The organism is Hymenobacter segetis, assembly GCF_054776495.1.
In genome coordinates, this window is the sequence record NZ_BAAHBV010000002.1 from 624267 (window position 1) to 643312 (window position 19046).

Annotated in this window: 11 protein-coding genes; 3 read left to right on the forward strand and 8 right to left on the reverse strand. The window is 62.0% G+C overall.

The window, feature by feature from the left end; genetic code table 11:
• Nucleotides 1-106: 106 nt before the first annotated feature.
• Nucleotides 107-1894, reverse strand: coding sequence for a T9SS type A sorting domain-containing protein (locus ACYU70_RS13190; RefSeq protein ID WP_342299511.1), 1788 nt, complete (start codon nucleotides 1892-1894; stop codon nucleotides 107-109).
• Nucleotides 1895-2383: 489 nt separating this feature from the next.
• Between ACYU70_RS13190 and ACYU70_RS13195 the strand changes: the two genes are divergently transcribed.
• The 3 genes from ACYU70_RS13195 to ACYU70_RS13205 all read left to right on the forward strand — a co-directional run bounded on the left by ACYU70_RS13195 (nucleotide 2384) and on the right by ACYU70_RS13205 (nucleotide 4669).
• Nucleotides 2384-3430 (forward strand): T9SS type A sorting domain-containing protein, encoded by a 1047-nt coding sequence (locus ACYU70_RS13195; protein ID WP_460616018.1) that lies wholly within the window; start codon nucleotides 2384-2386, stop codon nucleotides 3428-3430.
• A 463-nt stretch (nucleotides 3431-3893) separates the two neighbouring features.
• A complete protein-coding gene (locus ACYU70_RS13200; protein ID WP_425293351.1) occupies nucleotides 3894-4070 on the forward strand; it encodes a transposase in 177 nt (58 codons plus the stop codon).
• Complete coding sequence (locus ACYU70_RS13205) at nucleotides 4031-4669, forward strand: transposase (RefSeq protein WP_342301400.1); 639 nt, start codon at nucleotides 4031-4033, stop codon at nucleotides 4667-4669. The genes ACYU70_RS13200 and ACYU70_RS13205 overlap by 40 nt, the downstream gene beginning before the upstream one ends.
• Nucleotides 4670-4723: 54 nt before the next feature.
• Here ACYU70_RS13205 and ACYU70_RS13210 read toward each other — a convergent pair whose 3' ends face one another.
• The 7 genes from ACYU70_RS13210 to ACYU70_RS13240 form a co-directional block, all read right to left on the reverse strand.
• On the reverse strand, nucleotides 4724-5389 hold the full coding sequence (locus ACYU70_RS13210) for an NUMOD4 domain-containing protein (protein WP_342301402.1): 666 nt from the start codon (nucleotides 5387-5389) through the stop codon (nucleotides 4724-4726).
• A 360-nt stretch (nucleotides 5390-5749) separates the two neighbouring features.
• Complete coding sequence (locus ACYU70_RS13215) at nucleotides 5750-9361, reverse strand: nidogen-like domain-containing protein (RefSeq protein WP_342301404.1); 3612 nt, start codon at nucleotides 9359-9361, stop codon at nucleotides 5750-5752.
• 182 nt (nucleotides 9362-9543) lie between these two features.
• Nucleotides 9544-10788 (reverse strand): ice-binding family protein, encoded by a 1245-nt coding sequence (locus ACYU70_RS13220; protein WP_342301406.1) that lies wholly within the window; start codon nucleotides 10786-10788, stop codon nucleotides 9544-9546.
• A 122-nt stretch (nucleotides 10789-10910) separates the two neighbouring features.
• The gene (locus ACYU70_RS13225) at nucleotides 10911-12368 is read right to left on the reverse strand and encodes an NHL repeat-containing protein (RefSeq protein WP_342301408.1); all 1458 of its coding nucleotides are present in this window, start codon (nucleotides 12366-12368) and stop codon (nucleotides 10911-10913) included.
• A 96-nt stretch (nucleotides 12369-12464) separates the two neighbouring features.
• Nucleotides 12465-12905 carry a response regulator gene (locus tag ACYU70_RS13230; protein ID WP_342301410.1) on the reverse strand — a complete coding sequence of 147 codons (441 nt, stop codon included), beginning with the start codon at nucleotides 12903-12905 and terminating at the stop codon, nucleotides 12465-12467.
• A 10-nt stretch (nucleotides 12906-12915) separates the two neighbouring features.
• Nucleotides 12916-15462, reverse strand: coding sequence for a PAS domain-containing sensor histidine kinase (locus ACYU70_RS13235; protein ID WP_342301412.1), 2547 nt, complete (start codon nucleotides 15460-15462; stop codon nucleotides 12916-12918).
• Between the two features lie 874 nt (nucleotides 15463-16336).
• On the reverse strand, nucleotides 16337-19018 hold the full coding sequence (locus tag ACYU70_RS13240) for a T9SS type A sorting domain-containing protein (protein ID WP_460616019.1): 2682 nt from the start codon (nucleotides 19016-19018) through the stop codon (nucleotides 16337-16339).
• Between the last annotated feature and the right edge of the window lie 28 nt (nucleotides 19019-19046).

The window sequence follows — 19046 nt, forward strand, 5'->3', positions numbered from 1 at the left end:
CGGGGACAAGCCCCGCCCCTACGTCGTTCTGATTCCGCAACCTGAAAAAGGCGGCTTTCCATACAGGAAGCCGCCTTTTTCAGGTGCCATAATCTCCACCACTGCGTTATTCCTGCCGGATAATCTTCCGGGTAAAAACCTTGCCTTCCCGCGTTACCACGCGCAGTAAATAGGTGCCCGCCGCCAGCTTCCCCAGATTCAGCGGCCCCGGCGCGAAACCGGCCTGCTCGCGCACGATGCGCCCCATGCTATCGGTGAGCGTGAGCTGGCCCGTGGTGCCGGGGAAGTAGACCGTGACGTTGCGGCTGTGCGGGTTGGGGTACACGATGACTTGTTCCTCGGGCACAGCGGCCTTATTCGCCGTCACGGTAGCGCAGGCCGCCCCGCCCAGCCGCTCGCACAGCTGCCGGTCGTACAGACTTTGCGGGGCCACAAAGGTGCCCGTCGATTCCACGTAGCCCTGGCCGGTGAAGAAGATGCCCACGCCCGACACGATGGCCCGCGTGCCCACCGACCAGTTGACGTGGCCCGGTGGGCTCTGCACGGTGGCCGTGGCGGCGGTGCAGTTCCAGAGCATGTTTTGCGCGCCGGCCCAGCCGTGGCCGGTGCCCGAGGTGCGGCGGTTTTCGAGGTTCAGGGGGCCGTCGCCCACCAGGTTGTCGTAGAGCGTGCCGGTGGCCCAGCGGCCGTGCGGCCCGGCAATGTTGAGCTGCTGCGTAGTCGTGCAGCGCACGAAGGCATTCGGCCCCGCCACCCGCGCCCCGGTCATAAAATCGTGCCGGCCCAGGCGCGTGAAGCAGTCCATCACTAGGTTCCGCTGCCCCTCCAGGCAAAACGAATACTTGCGCTCGCCCATCGTGAGGGCAATGGCATCGAAGCACTTCGAGTTCAGCACGCTGATGAAGGCGCTGCTCGTGAGCACCCGCACCGCCGCGAAGCCGAAGTGATACACTTCCACATCGCGCACCCAACCGTTCTGAGCATTGGTGAAATCCACGCCGTCCCAGCCGTGCTGCTCGTCGGTGGGACTGCTGTATTCCGAATCGAGCCGCAGGTTTTCGATGCCCACGTTTTCGATGCGGCCGGTCCAGGTGTATTTCAGCAGCGTGCCGGTGGCGTAAGTCTGGTCGATGGGGTCGACCACGGGTGCATCGAGTGTAATGCTGTTGCCGCTCACAGCCGTTACTTTGCGCTTGAAATCAATGGTGTAGCTGCTAGGCGTCCAGTCCACGCAGGTTGAGTCTTCGGCGTGCAGCGTGTTCATGCCCAGCATATTAATCCAGGCCTGATTGGGCGTGCGGCGCAGCACCACCAAATCGCCCACCGCAAACGTGTGGCCACTGGCCACCGTGCAGGTGCGCGCCCCGATGGGCAGGTAGGAATTGGTAATGAGCTTGCCCGTGCTGCCCTGCGCCGATGCCCGGCCCGCGCCCGTGAACTCTACCAGCGTGTGCTGCTGCCGCAACGTGGCCACCAGCTTGGTGCCCGTGGGCCCCGCGCCCTGCCCACGCAGCACCACCCCGCTGGCACTCACCACCAGCGGACCACTCACCGCATACGTGCCCGCCGTGAGCAGCACCGCTCCCCGAAACCCGCTGGCATTCATCGGCAGGGCCGAAACCTGGGCGATGGCCGCCTGAATGCGTGCCCGGTTGTCGCCCGCCACCGGCCCCAACGTAACGGCCACCGGCACGGTGGGGATGGTCGCCTCGCCGCTGCGGTAGCCCACGGCGCTGAAGTCGGGCACGGTATTGCCCCGGCTATCGGGCACGTATTGCAGGCGGCCCTGCGCCGAAATCTGAATCAGGGCGCTGGGAGTTTGGGCGCGGCCCGGCAGGCTGGCCAGCGCCAACACAGGGAGCAGTGTCCATAGCGGGCAAGTAAAAATTCGCATCAGGAAATGGGTGGGAAGTGGAAAATTGCAATGCAGGCTTGCGGCTTTTGGTGCGGGCGCAAGGCCCGAAGCGGGCGGGTTGGCAGGCATCTTTTGAATGTCACCGCAAAACGCCGCGCCTTAAACATAGTGCAATTTTTATTTACCACTCAAACAAGCCGAGCACTGGGCTAGCAAGGCATTAACAAATCGAGCGGGAATAAGTGAGTCCGACAAAACGCCCGAAAAAATCTTCTTCTGAAATAACGTTACCGGTAGCGTTACCGGCAACGTGTGCGTAAAATAATGGCCGAAAACGCAAGGAATTATGGATTATATGGCAGATAATTGTTCATCCCACCGCAACAGCAGCGGCCGGGTTTCCCAAACTGCTCATCCAAATTTTTCCGCTCCACAGAATTCCCCACGACCATGAAAAACGTTTTACCATTGAATTTTGCCAAATCAAACACGAACTCGAATTATAAATTAAATTCAATTTTCAAAGCTTTGGCCACCGCTGCAATCGTTAGTGTAGGCTTGGCCGGCCAAGCCAATGCCCAGACGGCCGGCCGCGCCGTGTGGTCGATGAAGCGCAGCAGCCAGGACAGCGTGGCCTTGCGCTCGGCGGGCCTCACGGCGGCAACGCGCTTCTCGCGCCTCGTGGTGTCGGATGGCTCCACACCGGCCAGTGGCACTACTACCACGGCCTATTCGGCCACGCGCGGCCAGGCGTTCGCACCGAATGCGGACGGCAGCGGCTGGCCCTCGGCCGCTCCTTCGGCCGGCCCGGGCTCCGCGCCCCGGCGCAGCCATTATGAGCAGTTTGCGGTGACGGCCGCGGCCGCTACGCGCATCGACTCCCTGCTGTTCACCGCCGCGGCTACCAGCTCGCCCGGCGGCCGGGTGGCGGTGATGTACTCGCTCAGCAACTTCACGGCCGACTCGTCCACCTTCACCGGGGGCAAGGGGCCGGCCTACGCGGGCTACACCTCGGGCACCCTGGTGGTGCCCGCCTCCAGTGGCGGCGTGCTACCTGCCACGGCCGACGGCTCGTTTCCGGCCACCGGCACTACCAGCACGGCGGCGGCCATCGTGCCGCAGTTTGTGAGCGCCAATGGCAACAACGGCACCTTCCGCTTCGCCCTCAACAACGCTACCGGCGTGGTGCTGCCGGCCGGCGGCACGCTCACCGTGCGTCTGTATTTCACCGTCAACAACTCGGCCGCCGGCCGCTACATTCTGCTGCGCGACGTGACCCTGAAGGGCCAGGCCGGCACGGCTACCGCCGCCGCCGCCGCCGCCGCCCGCCCGCAAACCAACCTCGTGGCCTACCCCAATCCGGTGGCCGATAACCTGACGATTCAGCACCCGGCCGCGCCGGCTGGTGGCCGCGTGACGCTGTACTCGATTACCGGCCAGCAGGTGGCTACGATGGCGGCGCAGCCCGGCACGGCTCGCACGGCCTTGGCTTTAGGCCAGCTGGCCAGCGGCATCTACCTGGCCGAATACACGGATGGCCAGCAGCGCATCACGACGAAAGTGGTGAAGCAGTAGTGGCTGCTAGCAGTCGGTCAGTTAAACCAGAAGGTCATGCTTCGACTGCGCGGATGCCGCGCGGTAAGCATAACCTTCTGGTTTATTCTGTCTCCTCCCAATGCAAAAACGCATGCTCACCAGCGGCCTGTTTCTGCAATGCAGCGGCTGGTTGCTGCGGGTGCAAAGCTGCCGCTCTACACTGGCCTGATACCGGATTTGCAACCCAGCAATATACCGTAAACCCAGCCCCGGGCGGCCGACGGCTTACCCTGCACCATCAATGTGGTAATGCCTGCGCTATGGTTTTTCGGCGCTTGCGCACTTGGCTGCCACGGCTCCGACATCAACAAAAAAGCAGGGCAAGACAACCGAGCACCTGCTAAGCTGGCTAGTCCCCAGTAAATGATTTGATTAACAGCCCTTCGTTGAGACAAAGGAGTACGAAGCAGTTTAAGTTATCGGGGCTTTTCAGCTTTGTTTTATGCAAGCGAATCGATGTAGTTCGGAATTAACCGAGCGACAATGGCAGCGGTTGGCACCGCTGCTGGTCGTGCGGCGCACGAGCAAGTGGCCGTTGCAGGCGGTGGTCAACGGCATTTTCTACGTGCTCAAGAACGGGTGCGTCTGTCGCGATGTCCCCGCCGACTTGCTGCCCTGACCCACGGTGTACTCCTTTTCACGAAGTGGACGGCCGACGGCACTTGGGCGCGGGTCAGCGGCGGCTTAACTATCGAGGCCCACGAGCGCGAAAAAAAAAGCGCGCAGCCCACGGTGGCCATCCTCGACAGCCAAAGTGTGAAAAACACGACCCCCAGCACAGCCCGCGTGGGCGACGACGCGGGCAAGCACATCAAGGGCCGCAAGCGGTTTTTTCTGGTGGACACGACCGTCCACCTGCTGGTCGGTTGGGTAGTGGTGGCGGCCTGTCATGCCGGAGCTACCACCGCCCGCCTGTGGGATGTGCTGCCGGCCGGCAATGAGTTGCTGGACCGATTGCAGACCGTGTTCGTGGATGGCGGCTTCGACCACCGCTTCCGCCTGCACCTGGCCCGGCATGGCGTACCGGCCCAAGTGCCCAGCGACATAGTGGCCGACAACGGCCGCTTTTTCATCCACGCCAACGCTGGGTCGTCGAGTGCAGCATCCGCCTGGGCCGCGGCCAATCGCCGCCTGGCCAAAGACTACGAGCGCAAAACCACCCATGCCAATGCGTGGCTGTATCTGGCTAATATCCGACGATTGTCCAAGCGAACTTAAACAGCTTCTAAAGAAGTCCTACTTAAAATTGAGCCGTGGCTTCGGGCTGGGACCCTAGGCATGGCGGCGGGTATGGTAGTTGACTATCTGGGAGATGGCTGGGCGGCTCACGCCAAACCGATTGGCGAGTGCCTGGCACGTTGTTCCCTGGGCCGCCAATAGCCGCACCTCCACGACCTGGACGGTGGTGAGCCGGCTGTTGCCGTGGCGCTCGCCGCGCAGGTGCAGACGTGGGGCCACGTCCGCGTCCTCCACCTCGCACGGGTCTACCCATTGTAGGTTCTCGGCGTGCAGGTTCAGGGGGTTGCCATCGCGGGGCAGCACGAAGGTGAAACGCACCTGGGCCGGAGGCGGCAAAAAGTGCTGGGCCACGAGGCGATTGATGCCCACCCGCATAATGCCCAATTCGTTGCTCAGAGCTACTGCGGGGTACCGCCGGGGTGCCAACACGCGCAATAGACGCGTTCGGGCCGCTTGTTTGTAGCGGGTGCTGACCACCTTGCCGTGGGATGATACCAGGTAGCGGCCATCGAACCCAGCCACGGGCACCCATTGCTCGCCCGTGGGCACGGGCACCAGGGTATGGGCAGGCAGGCAGTGCCCGTTGTCTAGCTCTGCCGAGCCGTCGGGCCAGACCTCTACCACGATGGCGTGTGCGGGGGCGAAACTGGGGTGCACGACCGTATCACCGGTGCGCACCAAATCGTGAGGAGTAAACATGATACGGCGATGGTGTTGACTTAGCTCCGGCCATCCAATATGATGAGCATAGTCCTGCAACGAGAACGCGCTGGCAAAGGGCGATATCCGGTGAACATACTTGGCGTGGGGACGCAAAGAACTTCGGCAAATACGTCAGCGGACATCAGGCAAACCATTCGCATTTGTCAATGCCCTTCGTGCGGTCAGTAAGATTCTCATAGCTTGCCTAAGCATCCCCCAAACGTGCTGATATCCCAACAAAGCCCCACCAGAATCTGGTGAGGCTTTGTCAATGAACACCTGGACGGATGCTGGATTACCTGGCCAGTAATCTGCCGGGATATTAGCGTCTGGTCATAATCCGGGTCTTGCCTTGCCTTATTTGACGATGGTTAGCCGTTGAACTAAGGTCTGGCCGGCGCTTTCGTATCGACAGAGGTAAATGCCAGTGGGCAGCCCTTCCGCGTTTAGCGGGAGTGAATAGTCATGGTCGGCTTCCGCCACTCCATCGAAGAGGGTGGTTACAACCCGTCCCTGGCCATCGTAGAGGCGAACCTGGGTCGGGGCCGTCTCCACCTGGCGGAAACGAATGGTTGTGCTGGTGCTGAGCGGATTGGGATATGCTTCCAGAACCGGGGCCTGCAACAAGTCAGCGGGGCGGGCGTCAGGGGCATTAGAGCCAGCATTTCGGTTCAATGGCCCTACGCAGGCACCAAGCTTATCGCCGGGGTGTCCGTTGAGGTGGGCGGGCACGGCACTGGCGGCGATGCAGATTTCGTTGCCGTTGTGGCACACGATAACCTTTTCGTTTTTATTGCCGCAGCGCACGTCCAGCACGTTCACGGTGATGGTGCTCGTAGCCGCTGTGCAGCCATTGGCATCCGTGGCGGTGAGGGTGTAAGTCGTTGTTGCGGTGGGGCTGGCGGTAACGGTGCTGCCCGTGGTACGGCTCAGCCCCGTGGCCGGGGCCCAGGTGTAGGAATACCCGCCCACGCCCCCGGTAGCGGCGGCCTGAAGCGTCAGGCTCTGGGTGCCATAGCCGCGGTAGATGGTGCGCGACTGAGCCCCGCCGAAAGTGGTGAGCGGGCTGGCGCTGGCCGTAGCCACAATGGCCGGGGCCTGCGTGAGCGTAATGGTGCGAAGCACCTGGGTGCCGTTGGCGTCGGTGATGGTAACGGTGTAGGTGCCAGCGGCCAGTGCTTTCACCGTGGCCATCGTCTGGCCGTTGCTCCACAGGTAGCGGTATGGCTGGCAGCCGCCACTCACGCTGACCGTGGCAGTGCCGGTGCGGCCCCCAAAGCAGCTCACGTTGTAACCGGTGGAGGAGTCGTCATGGCTGCCGCAGCTGCCGTGGTCGTCATCATCTCCACCCTGCCCGAAGGTGGGGCTGCTGACACTGGCAAGCATCGGCCAGCCCAGCACCGTTACCCGGAACGACCGGATGGTGCGGTTGCCCGCGAGGTCGGTAGCCGTCAGGACAACCGTCGTCACGCCCACCGGGAAGACTGAACCGCTCTGATGCGAGGAGGTCAGGGTGGCGCTACAGTTGTCGGCAATCAGCGGATTGGTCCAGCGCACAATGGCCGAGCAATTGTTGATTATCGCCATAGTGGAGATGCTAGCCGGCAGCTTGGTCATGGTTGGGGCAATGGTGTCGGCCACAGTTACCACCACGGAGCTGCTGGCCACATTCCCGTGCGTATCGGTGACGGTTACATTCACGTTGTTCGCACCCAGATTGGCGCAGCCAAAAGAGGTAGTACCCACCGAAACGGAGGCCACACCGCAGGCATCCGAGGAACCATTGTTCACCTGCGCGGCGGTCAGGCTGGCCTGGCCAGCGGCATTGAGGTAAACCGTAACAGGGCGCGTGCGCACCGTGGGCGCTACACCATCTACCACGGTGGCCGTGGCGGTGGCCGTGTTTACGTTGCCATTCATGTCAGTCACGGTCAGCGTCACGGGATTGGGGCCAATGTTCGAGCAAGTGAATGCACTAGGCGAAACTTCCACTGAAGCAATGCCGCAGGCATCGGATGAGCCATTATTTACTTGGGCAGCCGTGATGCTGGCGTTGCCAGTAGCATCGAGCTGCACGGTCACGTTCTGGGCCACGGCGGTGGGAGCCGTTGCGTCGGTCACCGTCACGGTCTGAGTAGCAGTGGCCACGTTGCCGGAGGCATCGGTCGCCGTCCAGGTTACGGTAGTCAGGCCTTTGGGAAAAATGGCCGGGGCGTTGTTGGTGACCACGGCACCGGCGCAATTATCGCCGGCAACGGCACTGCCCAACGCGACCCCCGATGCCGAGCACTGGCCTGAGTCGGTGGTGGCGGCTACAGCCGCCGGGGCGGCGATGGTGGGTAGTTGGGTATCCACCACGGTTACAGTGGCGGGCATGGAGGAGCTATGGCCGGCGGCATCGGTCGCCGTCAGGGTCACCGTGTTCGGGCCCAGATTGGCGCAGTCGAAAGCCGTGCGGTCGAGGGCCAGGGCGAAGGTGCAGTTGTCGGTGCTGCCGTTGTCCACGTCGGCGGGTGCCAGGGTCACGGTGCCGGCGGCGTTCAGCGGCAGCGTAATGTTCCGGGTCAGGACCGTCGGGGCCACATCGTCTTGCTGGCTCAGGGTGTAGGTAGCCGTGGCCGAGCAATTGTTGGCATCGGTGGCGGTCACGGAGTATGTACCTGCGGGCACGCCCGCCAGGTCCTGGGTGGTGGCGCCGTTGCTCCAGAGGTAGGTAATCGGGGTCACGCCGTTGCTCACCATCAGGTCCAGCGCGCCGTCGCTGCCGCCGGGGCAGGCTATGGGGGTGGGCGAAGCGGTTAGTTGTAGGTTGCAGCAGCTGGCTACTACCACGTTCAGCGTCACGGTGGTCACGCCGGTGGGGCTGCCGTTGTCGGTGGCCGTGAGCACCAGCGGGTGAGAGCCCGCGTTGCAGGCACTGCCCGTTATCACAATGTGCGCGCTGGCCGTGGTGCCGTTGGTAGTGGTCACGGTGGTGTTGCACAGGCCGCCCGTGTTCACGGCCACGGTCACGGTCTGGTTCACTTCCGGGCCCAGAAACTGGGGGTCCAGCGTCACGGTCTGGCCACAGGCCACGTTCACGGTGTTGTTGAGCGGCAGGTTGTTGGCCGAGGGCGGGACATTGCCCTCATTGCTCACGTTGACCCCAAAGCATTGGCCGTCGAGGTAGTTCACCCCGTCGTACGCGCCGCCGGGTCCATCGTAATCCGAGTTGTTGAGGTTGAAGCGCCCCACCTGAATATAGTCCACGTTGTTGCCGTTGTTGGCCCCTACCGTAGACGGTACCCCCAAAAATCCGCTGGCCCCACCCGATGCCGAGCCGGTAGTCCACTGCATGTCGTCGTAGCGCAGGCTTACGTTCTGGCCCGGCCCGAGCAACACGTCGGTGTCAGAGCCGATGATGGCCTGGAACGTATTCAGCTTGTCGGCCATGTTGCCGTAGTAGCCCACGTTGTCCCAAGTCACAATCAGGTTGGTGGCGCTGAGCTTGTAGTGAATCTGCCCGCTGGCGGGGTTGCGCGTATCCACGTCGGCCCAAAAAGGTGCTACCATAGGCACCACCGACGGAAAACCCGACGACGAAAACCGGCTATAAGGCCCCGCAAACGTCAGGTTGCCGTTCGTATTAATCCACGCCTGGTTGTAGACGGTGCCGTACAAGTGAAAGTCGAAGGGCAGCGCAATGGGACCAAAGGACCCGTCGTCGTTGCGGGGCAGCGTAGTGTACGAATCGTCAAAAGGAATGAAGCAGCCGGCGCTGGTCCGGTTTGCCTGGCTCCTGGGCTTGCCGGTTGCCGGGGTGGCCTTGGTTGCGCCGGTTCCGCGGTGGCCGGCCGTCGCGGTCGCAACCTTGGCGGCGTCATACCCTGGGGTACCAGAAGGGTCCGAGACCGTTTGGCCTGCACCGGTCAGCGCGCCGAAAAGCAGCAGCACCAATAGCGCTGCAACGTGTAGTACGGTTTTTTTCATGGGCACCAGAAGCAATGATGGGGTTGGGAATTCTGAATCTTGATATTGCTGGCAATGCCCGCTCAAAGTAGCTTGTCAGCTAACTGACCCGCAAAACCCGGCTGGGATAAGGCCACGCCCGGTCTGGCCGGGTGTTGCGGCCGGCTTTTGGCAGCCGCAACACCCGGCCAGACCGGGCGGAACTACTCGCGTACCAGCCGGATGGTCCGGCGCACGGCACCTTGCTGCACCTGCACCAGGTAGATGCCCGGAAGCAAGCCATTGGCTTCGGCCAGCGGGAGTGAGTTGCTGCCGGCTACCAGCAGGAGCTGATGCTCGGCTACTTTATGCCCCAAGGCATCCGTCAGGCGCAGGGTGACTGGGCCTTCCTGTGCACCGTCGATGCGCAGGCTGCACGGCGACTGCGAGGGCGATGGATAGGCTTGCACCCGCAGCCCCAGGCCCGCTACCGGGGCAGTGGCCAGGGTGCGCACCGGCGAATAATGCCGGGAGCTATCCGCATCCACCTGCGCCAGTCGGTAGTAGATGACCGCCGCCGGGGAATGGTTCAGGCGTGCATCGGCCCAGGTATAGGCCTGCGCCATGCTGGTGCTGCCGTGGCCGCGTACTTTCCCAATCGTGCTGTACCGGGAGCCATCGGTGCTGCTCTGGACCGCGAAATAGGCGTTATTCAGTTCCGATGCGGTGGTCCAGCGCAGGAGGGCATTGTCGTCCCGGCGCTCGGCCGTGAAGCTTGTGAGCTGCACCGGCAGGGGCGTGGCCACCGAAGAAGTGGTGACGATGTTGTTGGTTAGCGTAATGGCGCCTGCTCGGGTGAGGCCCCGGCCCTGGAGCGTGGCATTGGTCAGTAAGTTGATGCCGCCATTGCCAAGAATAATGCCTTTGAAGGCCGCATTAGCCCCGATATCAACTTGCCCGTTCACCACCCAATAAACGTTTTCCCACGCCGTGGAATTGATGAGTCGCACGTTGGAGGCGGCCGCAACGGAAAGCGGGCCATCAATTTTAATGATAAATACGGCGTTGGGGTTACCCTCTCCGTCCAGGTTCATATTGCCTGCTAGGGCAGTGGCGGCACCGATGCGGTAGGTTCCAGCGGTAAGCACCTGGCCGCTGCCTAAGGGGGTCGTGAGCACGTTCCCGGAAGCAAAGTCTGCCAAATAAGCGTAAGCGCCGTCTACATCTTTGGCAGCATCCTCAGAAATCAGGTCTACGACGTGGCTGGTGCCCGTCAGGACTCCGGGCGGAAAGCCGGTCAGTGTTCCGGCGTTGGTGCCAATATCCCCCGTAACCGCGGTTGTGCCCGTGCTACCAAAATTGCCAATGGCCGTGAATAAGGCAAAAGAGCCGGCCGCCCCCAAAGCAACAGTTTGCCCAAAGCTGTCCTGAGCACCGGCCAGCAGGCCGATTGAAACCAGAGCAGACATTATTAATTTTTTCATGTTGATTCAAATTTTAACAGCCTAATGTGTTGGCTCATAGCAAGGCCCTCAGATGGCAAATGCCCTCCGCAAAACCTTAGTATCCGTTGTGTAATGGTATTATTGGCTTAGGGCTGCGGCACGGAGGCCCGCCCCACGCAGACCTGCGCGGCTGGGGTGCCCGACTGGAGCTGCGTAGCGCCAAACGTGGCCGCCGAGCTAAAATCCCCGCCCACGAACACCTCGCCGCCCGGGGCCAGGGCCAGGGCCTGCGTCTGGTCGGCGGCCGCCCCGCCACCGGCGGCCAGGCCCAGCCAGGCGCCCTGGCGGTCGAGGTAACCCACAAACACGTCCTGCTGGCCCCGGCTGGTGAGCTCAAAGGTCCCACCCTGAATGGTGCGGCTGAAGGTGCCGGCCACGTAGAGCTTGCCCATTTTATCCAGGGCGATGCCCGCAATGCTCTCCAGGTAGTCGCTGGCCAGCACGGCCACCCACTGCCACTGGCCCGCGTCGTCGAGGCGGGCCACAAAGCCGTCGTCGCTGGAGTTGCTGGCGATTTTGGTTTCGCCAAACTGCGCATTGCCCGAGAACGAGCCCGTAACGAAAACCCCACCGGCGGGGTCGGCGGCAATGCCTTTGCCGTAGGCCGTGTTGGTGCCGGTGGCCGCCGTGGCCCACAGCCACTGCCCGCGGCGGCTGAGCTTGCCCACGAAGGCATCGTCCATGCCCTGACCGGTGAGCACGGAAGCCCCAAACCGGGCGCTGTTGCTAAAGTAGCCAGTCGCGTAGATATCGCCGGCCGCGTTGATTGCCAGGGCGCTGGTTTCGTCATTTTCGGGGCTCCCGGCCCCAATGGCCCATTGCCAGGTGCCGTTGGGCGTGAGCGCGGCCACGAAGGCATCTTCTCCGCCGTGGCTCACCAGCCGGTGGGAGCCGAATGCAGCCGTTTTGGCAAACTGGCCGCCCACCACCACTTCGCCGGTGGCGCTGGTGGCCAGGGCGCAGGCGCGGTCCAGGCCGCTGCCGCCCACCGCCGTGGCCCACTGCCAGGTGCCCTGCGGGCTAATCTGGGCTACAAACACATCCATACTGCCCTGGCTGGTGAGCGCCACCGTGCCCAGGTGCACCTGGTCGCTAAAGCTGCCGCTGATGAAGATGCGGCCGGCGGCATCAATGGCCACGCCAGCGGCATTGTCGCTGCCAGTTCCGCCCACGGCCACAGCCCAGTCCCAGGTGCCGGCCGGGGAGAGCTTGGCCACGAAAACATCGCTCCGCCCCTGGCTCACCAGCGTGGTGTTGCCAAACTGGATGCTTTCCGTAAAAAATCCTACTTGATACGAATTGCCCTCGGCATCCACCGCTAGGCTTTTGAGCTGGCCAATGCCGCTGCCCGTCGACTGCGCCGCCCACTGCCACTTGGGGCTCTGGGCCTGGCTGGGCCGCGCTACCAGCAGTGAGCAAAGCACTACCGCCAGTCCGGCCCCTTTTAGCAAGCTAAACCTCCATTTTTTGGCTAATTTGGCACTTACTGCGTCGTAATGCCGGGGGGTAGCGGCATGAGCGGGGAAAGTAAAGTATGGTTTCATAGGGAACGGAGTTAGGTGGAGACAAAATTATTTGTTCCCCTCCCCGCTATCCCGCAAAAGTTCTACCCGAAATGCGGTAGCTCCCCCACCCCAACGCTATGCGCCACCCCTGCCAATAGGCGTGATGATTTTACGCGCCGCCGCCGGCACCGCTCTGTTTCGTTCCTGCACGGCCGCCCGGATGGCGTCCTCGTCGAGCGGCTTGTGGATGACGCCCTGCACCAGCGCGTGGCCCCGGGCCTTCTCCGTATCGACCAGGGCCAGCGAGGAGGTGAGCAGATAAATCCGGCACCAGCCTTTCAGGGGGGCGGCGTGTGGAGTCAGCGCTTCCAGAAATCCCCACCCGTCCATCACGGGCATGTTCAGGTCGAGGAAGATGAACTCGGGTGGGTCAGAAACTATGCGGGGCAGCAGATACGCCAGGGCTTCTTCGGCTCCCATAAATGGGATAATCGGGGCCAGGAAGCCTTCCAGGCGTAGCGTTTGCTCGGCTACGAACAGGCTGACGGCATCGTCGTCGATGAGGTAGGTGAGCATATGAGCAGAATTAGCGCTTATCCAGATAAATGGTGAAGCGGGTCCCGAAGTTTACTTCGCTGGTTACCTCAATCTTGCCGCCCATGGCCTCGACGTGGGTTTTGACGAGGAACAGGCCGATGCCCCGGCCCTGCTGGTTGGTGTGGAAGCGCTTGTAGAGTTGAAAAACGTCGGAGCCGGCCTTGAACATGTCGAACCCGGAGCCGTTGTCGGTGAAGGTGATGGTGGCCCCGCCGTGCGCCCCGGTGCTGCACACAATCTCGACCTGCAAGGGGCGTTGCTCGGACCGGTACTTGATGGAGTTGGACAGCAGGTTGTAGAAAATGCTGTAGAGGTAGGCCCGGTTGCCCCGGGTGATGAGCTGTTCTTCGATATCCAGCGCTACCTGGCCGCCGCACGCGCGCAAGGCATCTTCCAGGTCGCGCACGGCTTGCTGGCAAACGTCCTTCATCACCAGGGGCTCCAGCGCCAGCATATCCTTCTTGTCCCGGATGGAGAGCACCAGGTTCAGGTCTTTGAGCACATCGTCGGCCTGCACCATGCTGTGTTGCAGGTTGGTCAGGGTCGTAGCAAACACGTCCGTGTTTTTGTCCACCTTCAGCAGCACCTTGGCCAGCCCCAGGGCGTTGGCCAGGGGTGCCCGCAGGTTGTGCGAAATGACGTAGGTGAACTGCTGCAGGTCGCGGTTGTGGCGGTACAAATCCTGGGTCATGGCGGCTTGGCTGGCTTCCACTTCCTTGCGGTAGGTGATGTTTTGCTGGATGGCCACGTACTGGGTAATTTCCCCCGCTTCGTTGTGAATGGGCGTGATGTCCATGGCAAACCACAGCTTCTTGCCCGACTTCTTATAGTTAAGAATAGTGGCCGAGAATGGCGCGGGCTGCTGCATGCGCTCCCGGATGAAGCTCACCGTGGTGGGGTCGGTTTCGGGCCCCTGCAGCACCGCGCCGGGCGTGCGCCCCACCAGCTCTTGCCAGCTGTAGCCCGTGTGCTTCATGAATGCCTCGTTGACCCACTCAGTACGCCCCTGCGCATCGGTGATGACCACGCCATTATCGGTGCCACGGGCCACCAGGGCCAGTAGCTTGAGTTGTTTTTCGTCTTCCACTCGTTTGGTAATGTCGGTAAAGAGCACCGACAAGCCATCGGCAAAGGGATATGCTTTCAGTTCCAGCCACAGCTGCTCTCGCTCAAAATAGGCTTCAAACCGCACGGTTTCACCCGTGTCGATGGCGCGTTGGAAGTGTTGGTAATAAACACCGCCCGCTTCTTCGGAGAAAAAACGCCAGAAATTGATACCGAGCCCCCCCTCTCGGCTTATTCCCAGCAGCTGCTCGGCCTGGCTATTGATATAGGTCAGCTTCCAGTCTTTATCGAGCGAGATAAAGGCGTCGTTGATGCTTTCCAACAAGGTGTTGAGCTGTGCGGCCTGGTGCTTGATGAGGCGCTGGGCAGTGGCCATTTCGGTGATGTCGCGCACGGTGCCGTGCACACTGATAAGCTCGCCGTTGACCACCAACGGAGTCTTGGTCACCTTCAGCGTTTTTTCCGCTTCGCCCTCAATCTGCACCCGCGTTTCGAATGCCACTTTGGCCCCCCCGGCAGCTTCAAGATGCGCCTGCTCGAACAGCGGGCGGACCTCTTCGGGCAGCAAGCCGGCCAGCGGCAGGTTAATAACGTCCTTCTTGGCCTTTTTCAGAAAAGTGAGCAAGGCGGGGTTGGCATCAAGAATCCGGCCGTCGGGCGTCAGAAACACCGTCAGGGCCGAATCGTTATCAAACAAGGCCCGAAAGCGCTGCTCGCTTTCGGCCTGCGCCAAGCTGCTGAGCTTGCGCTCCGTGATGTCGCGCGAGTTGACGATATAGCTTTGGTTGCCGTCCTGCACGAGGGCACTCACCGACGTTTCCAGCCACCGCCACTCGCCACTGGCGGCACGGAAGCGGAAGTCGGGAATTGCAACAACGTCCTGAGTGGCCAGCAGCGCGAAGCAGGCCAGCCCCATCGCCAGGTCGTCGGGGTGAAAAAAGTCGAACCCTGAACGGCCCACCATTTCCTCGGGCCGGTAGCCCAGGATGCGCTGGGTAGCGCCGCCCACATACGTGTACACCCCCTGCTCGTCGACAATCCCCACCATGTCGAAACCGTTTTCGATGATGGCCCGGTGCTGCAGTTGCTGCTCGCGGGCTTGCTGAGCGGCCTGGCGCTGCTGGGTGATGTCGCGCCCTACGCAAATCAGCAGCTCGTCGGTGGCCGCCCGCAGCGCCGACCAGGCGATGTGGACTTCTTGGCCGTTTTTGCTCAGGCAGCGGCTTTCGAACCCCACCGGGTCGGCATGACCAAAGGCGACCAGGAATTTTTCCAGGGCGGTGGCAACGTCATCGGGATGGATAATCTCGGAGAGGTGCTTGCCTATCATTTCGTTCGTGTCGTATCCCAGGGCCCGGTGACAGGCGTCGCTCACCTGCCGAAACTGGCCGTCGGGGCTCAGCGCACAAATCATGTCCGGGGAAGAGCTCACCATGGTTTTCAATATTCTGAAGTCTTTTGGGGTGCTCATCGGAGTTGGTTGAGGAATTCATCGTGCGGGGCCACTACTCCTAACGGGAACGGTCCATTTCGGCAAGGTAACGGCGCGGGCACCGCTTCCTTGCATTAAGCGCAACACAAATGAAAGCCTACCCAAGCCGAAGGCGTTCAACTATTCAGCTGTTAATCACTAATTTTTCACTGGCCGGTACTGGCTTGGAAGCAGCGCGCAAGCCCCCCCGCCTCTACTGACTCGCATAAACTATAAACTGTGGCCGGACGCTCACGCCGCGCCGTTCTCCAGCCAGTACCGGTACGGTCATTGTTCGGGGCGCATTGTTGGAACTCATTGTTGGGACTAATTAGCAACTGGCAAAACGGAATGGCCGGCCGTGGGCCGATAGCAGGGCTGTTACAAAATTCCGTCCTTGCGTGCTCACTTTCCGGCAAAAAGCCTACCCTAGATGCGGGTGCTGTCCTACCAGCTCCTTCCTGCTGCTCCATGGGGTATTTTCGAAAAGGATTCTTATTTTGAGAAAGGTACCCCTTTCGTACTTCCCCCCCATCCCGTTGTCCAAGCTGCGCCCTGAAGGCAGGTTTCAAGGCGGTCGGTCATAGGGCCGGGATTAGCCGGTTACGGCTTCCTGTTTTTTTGCAGGTTCTCCTATAAGGCATCGGCGACATCCTGAGCGACAAGCAATTCTGCCCCTCACCGTCCGAACGCACGTCAAGCACGTCTACCGCAAAATGCTCGTCAACTCTCGAACCCAACTCCTCTCCCAGCACCTAATTGGTGTAGTCCCAATAAAGTCATTTCAACGGTGCAGCCAGTGGCCGAAATAACCAAAAAAGGGCTGGCCACTGGCCAGCCCCTTTCAAGCGGAATGTGGACATGCACCACCTTCTTAGTTAACCACCAGGCGCTGGCTCAAAGCACCACAGTGTAAGATGTAAAGGCCGGCGGGCAGGCCTTGTAATGATATTGAAGTATCGGCATCGGCAAGCGGCTGGGTGCGCACCAGGCGGCCCGTCGCATCAAAAAGCTGCATAGGAGCCGTGGGTACTGTCCCCAGAATGCGAACCGACACGTTGCCGTGGGCGGGATTGGGGTAGGCCTGCAGCTGTGGGGCGACGTCCGCCTGGCCCAGCAGCACCGAGCGCACGGGCGAGTAAGAGGCCTGGCCGTTGGTGTCTACCTGGCGCAGGCGGTAATACAGAAGGTTAGCGACAAAAGGCAGCCTGGCATCGCGAAAGCCGTAGGTGTGCGCGGTGCTGCTGGAGCCCGCTCCGGTCACGGTGCCCAAGGTCGTGAAGGTTGTTCCGTCCAGGCTGCGCTCCACGTCGAAGTGGTCGTTGTGCAGTTCCTGGGCGGTGGTCCAGGCCAGCTGCACGGCCGTCGTGCCTTCGGCTTTGGCCGTGAAGGCGCTCAGCTCAACGGGCAGCGGGGTGGAGCCAACTAGGGCAGCTCCGAAAATGGTGGACTGCGCCGGGCCTTTGTAGTTCTCGGCGTTGTTGATGAAGGTGGTCGAGTTCAGGTTCGTGCTGTTGTAGTCGAACACGTAGGCGTAGTAGGTCGTGTTGGCCGCCAAGCCGGTGATGGTGGCCGTAGGTGCGCCACCCGAGAATACGACGTAGTATTTGTTGCCCTGCGTGTCCTGCAGCGTGCTTTGGCCGACACCTTGGTAAGCGCCGTTGCCGGCATTGTAGTCCGTGCCATCCACGGGCAGCACGTCGGGGAGCACCAGCGTGGCGCTCGTGCTCACCAGCACAATGTGAAACTCGCCGTAGCCCGAAAGCCCGCTGTCGGGGTTGAAGGTGATGGATGCCGAAGCCGCGCCCGTGGTGCGGGCCGCCGTGAAGGGCGTGTCGCGCGTGGGCTCCGTGTCGATAGCCGTGCCACGCAGCTTGTTGGCATCCACGCCCGCCAGGCCGCTCACGATGGTGGTAACGGTGTTGGCCGGTGAGGCCGTCACGTCGGGCGTCAGGTATTGCAGCACGGCCTGGGCCGCTCCCACGCGGCTGGGCGCATAGGCCACGTAAATGTCCTGGTCGATGATGTTGGTAACCGGGTCCGGGGTGAGCTGAATGAAGCTGGTGCTCGGGCTGGTGGGGTCGGTGTAGGTGACCCCGTCAGTTGAAATCTGGAACTGGGCATAGCCGTTGGGGTTGCCCAGCGCGCCGGCCGACTCGCCCGAAACCAGGATTTTGGTGGGGCTGCGCAGCAGCTCCGCATGAATGCGAATAAGCTGGGGCGCGGTGCGCACAACGGACCCGATAACCAGCGGGCCTTCCGGGCTATATACTGTGCGCGATTCGATGGTGCCGATGCTGTTGGCCCGCACAATGGCGGCTATCGATGTGGCCGGGGCGCTATCGAAGGTAATGCCCGTGCCGCTTTCCGTGCTCGCCACCAGCGGCACGTAGCGGATGTACACCGTCGTGTTGCTCACCGTGCCACCCACTGCCGCAATGGCGATGGAATTGCCCGTAATCGTGCCCACTCCACCGCTGCCCAGGCCGGTAAACGCGGCATCAAGCGACACCTGAAAGTTGTTCGGGGCCTTCACCGCAATGTCCTTCACGAGGAAGCTGCCGCTCACCACCAGCGTCTGGCTGGCCGAGGCTTTTTCCGGCACTGTGTTGAAGGGCAGCAAGGGCTGGCCGCCGCTGGGGTAGCCCGGCGTTATGGGGTTGCTGGGCGGCGTGCTCACGGTAAACGTGGAGGACGTATTGGTACCCGTGAATGGGTTGTTGGCCGTCACCTGCACCACGTTGTTGGGCGCGGCTACGGCCGCGCCGCTGGTGGCCGTAATGGTGCCCGTGAAATTGCTCTTGCTCGGAATCGGGCCCACGATGCGGGCTTCGAGGGTAGTTTCGGGCACCTGGCCGCCCACCGGGGTCAGGGTGAGCGAGGTCGTGAACGGGCTATTCGCCACCGCCGGGTTGCGAATCTGCACATTGCCCGAAGTGGTGCCGCCGGTGAGCGCCGTTGCCACCGTAATAGCCGTGCTGCCGAGGTTGCCCCCGCCCACCACAAACGTCAGCACCTGGCCCGACCCGCTTTGGGAAACCGAGCCAAAGGCCAGCGTGGCTGGGTCAACAAACACATACGGTCCGGCCGGAGACGTACCGGCCACGGCCACCGTTTCGGAGGCCGTGCTGCCGCCGCTGGGGGTCGAAACCACCACGTCGGCGGCGTAGGTGCCCGTGCCATCGGGCCGGGTGCCGGAAGCCACCGGCGCAAACCGGACATCAACCGCCGTGGCGCTGAGCGTGCCCGCTGCAGGGCTGAAAACAAGGTTGCTGGTGGAGAAGGCATTATTGCCCGTGCGCAGTTGGAAGCCCTCGGGCGCGGCTATCGTCACGTTGCCCGTCAGGTTATCGCCGCTTACCAGAAACGACTGGAGCACCGAGGTGCGGTTAACCGGTACGTTGCCAAAGCTTTGCAGCGGCAGCGTGTTGCCCGGGGCCGGCTGCACCGTTACGGACTGGGCCCGCAGAGCCGCCGGCAAAAGCAGGCACAGCAAAAAGAAGCCAAACAGGTGCTGCCAGCGAGCAGCCCATACACTCAGGTATTTATTTTTCATCGGAAATAGCTAGAAATAGAATGTGGAG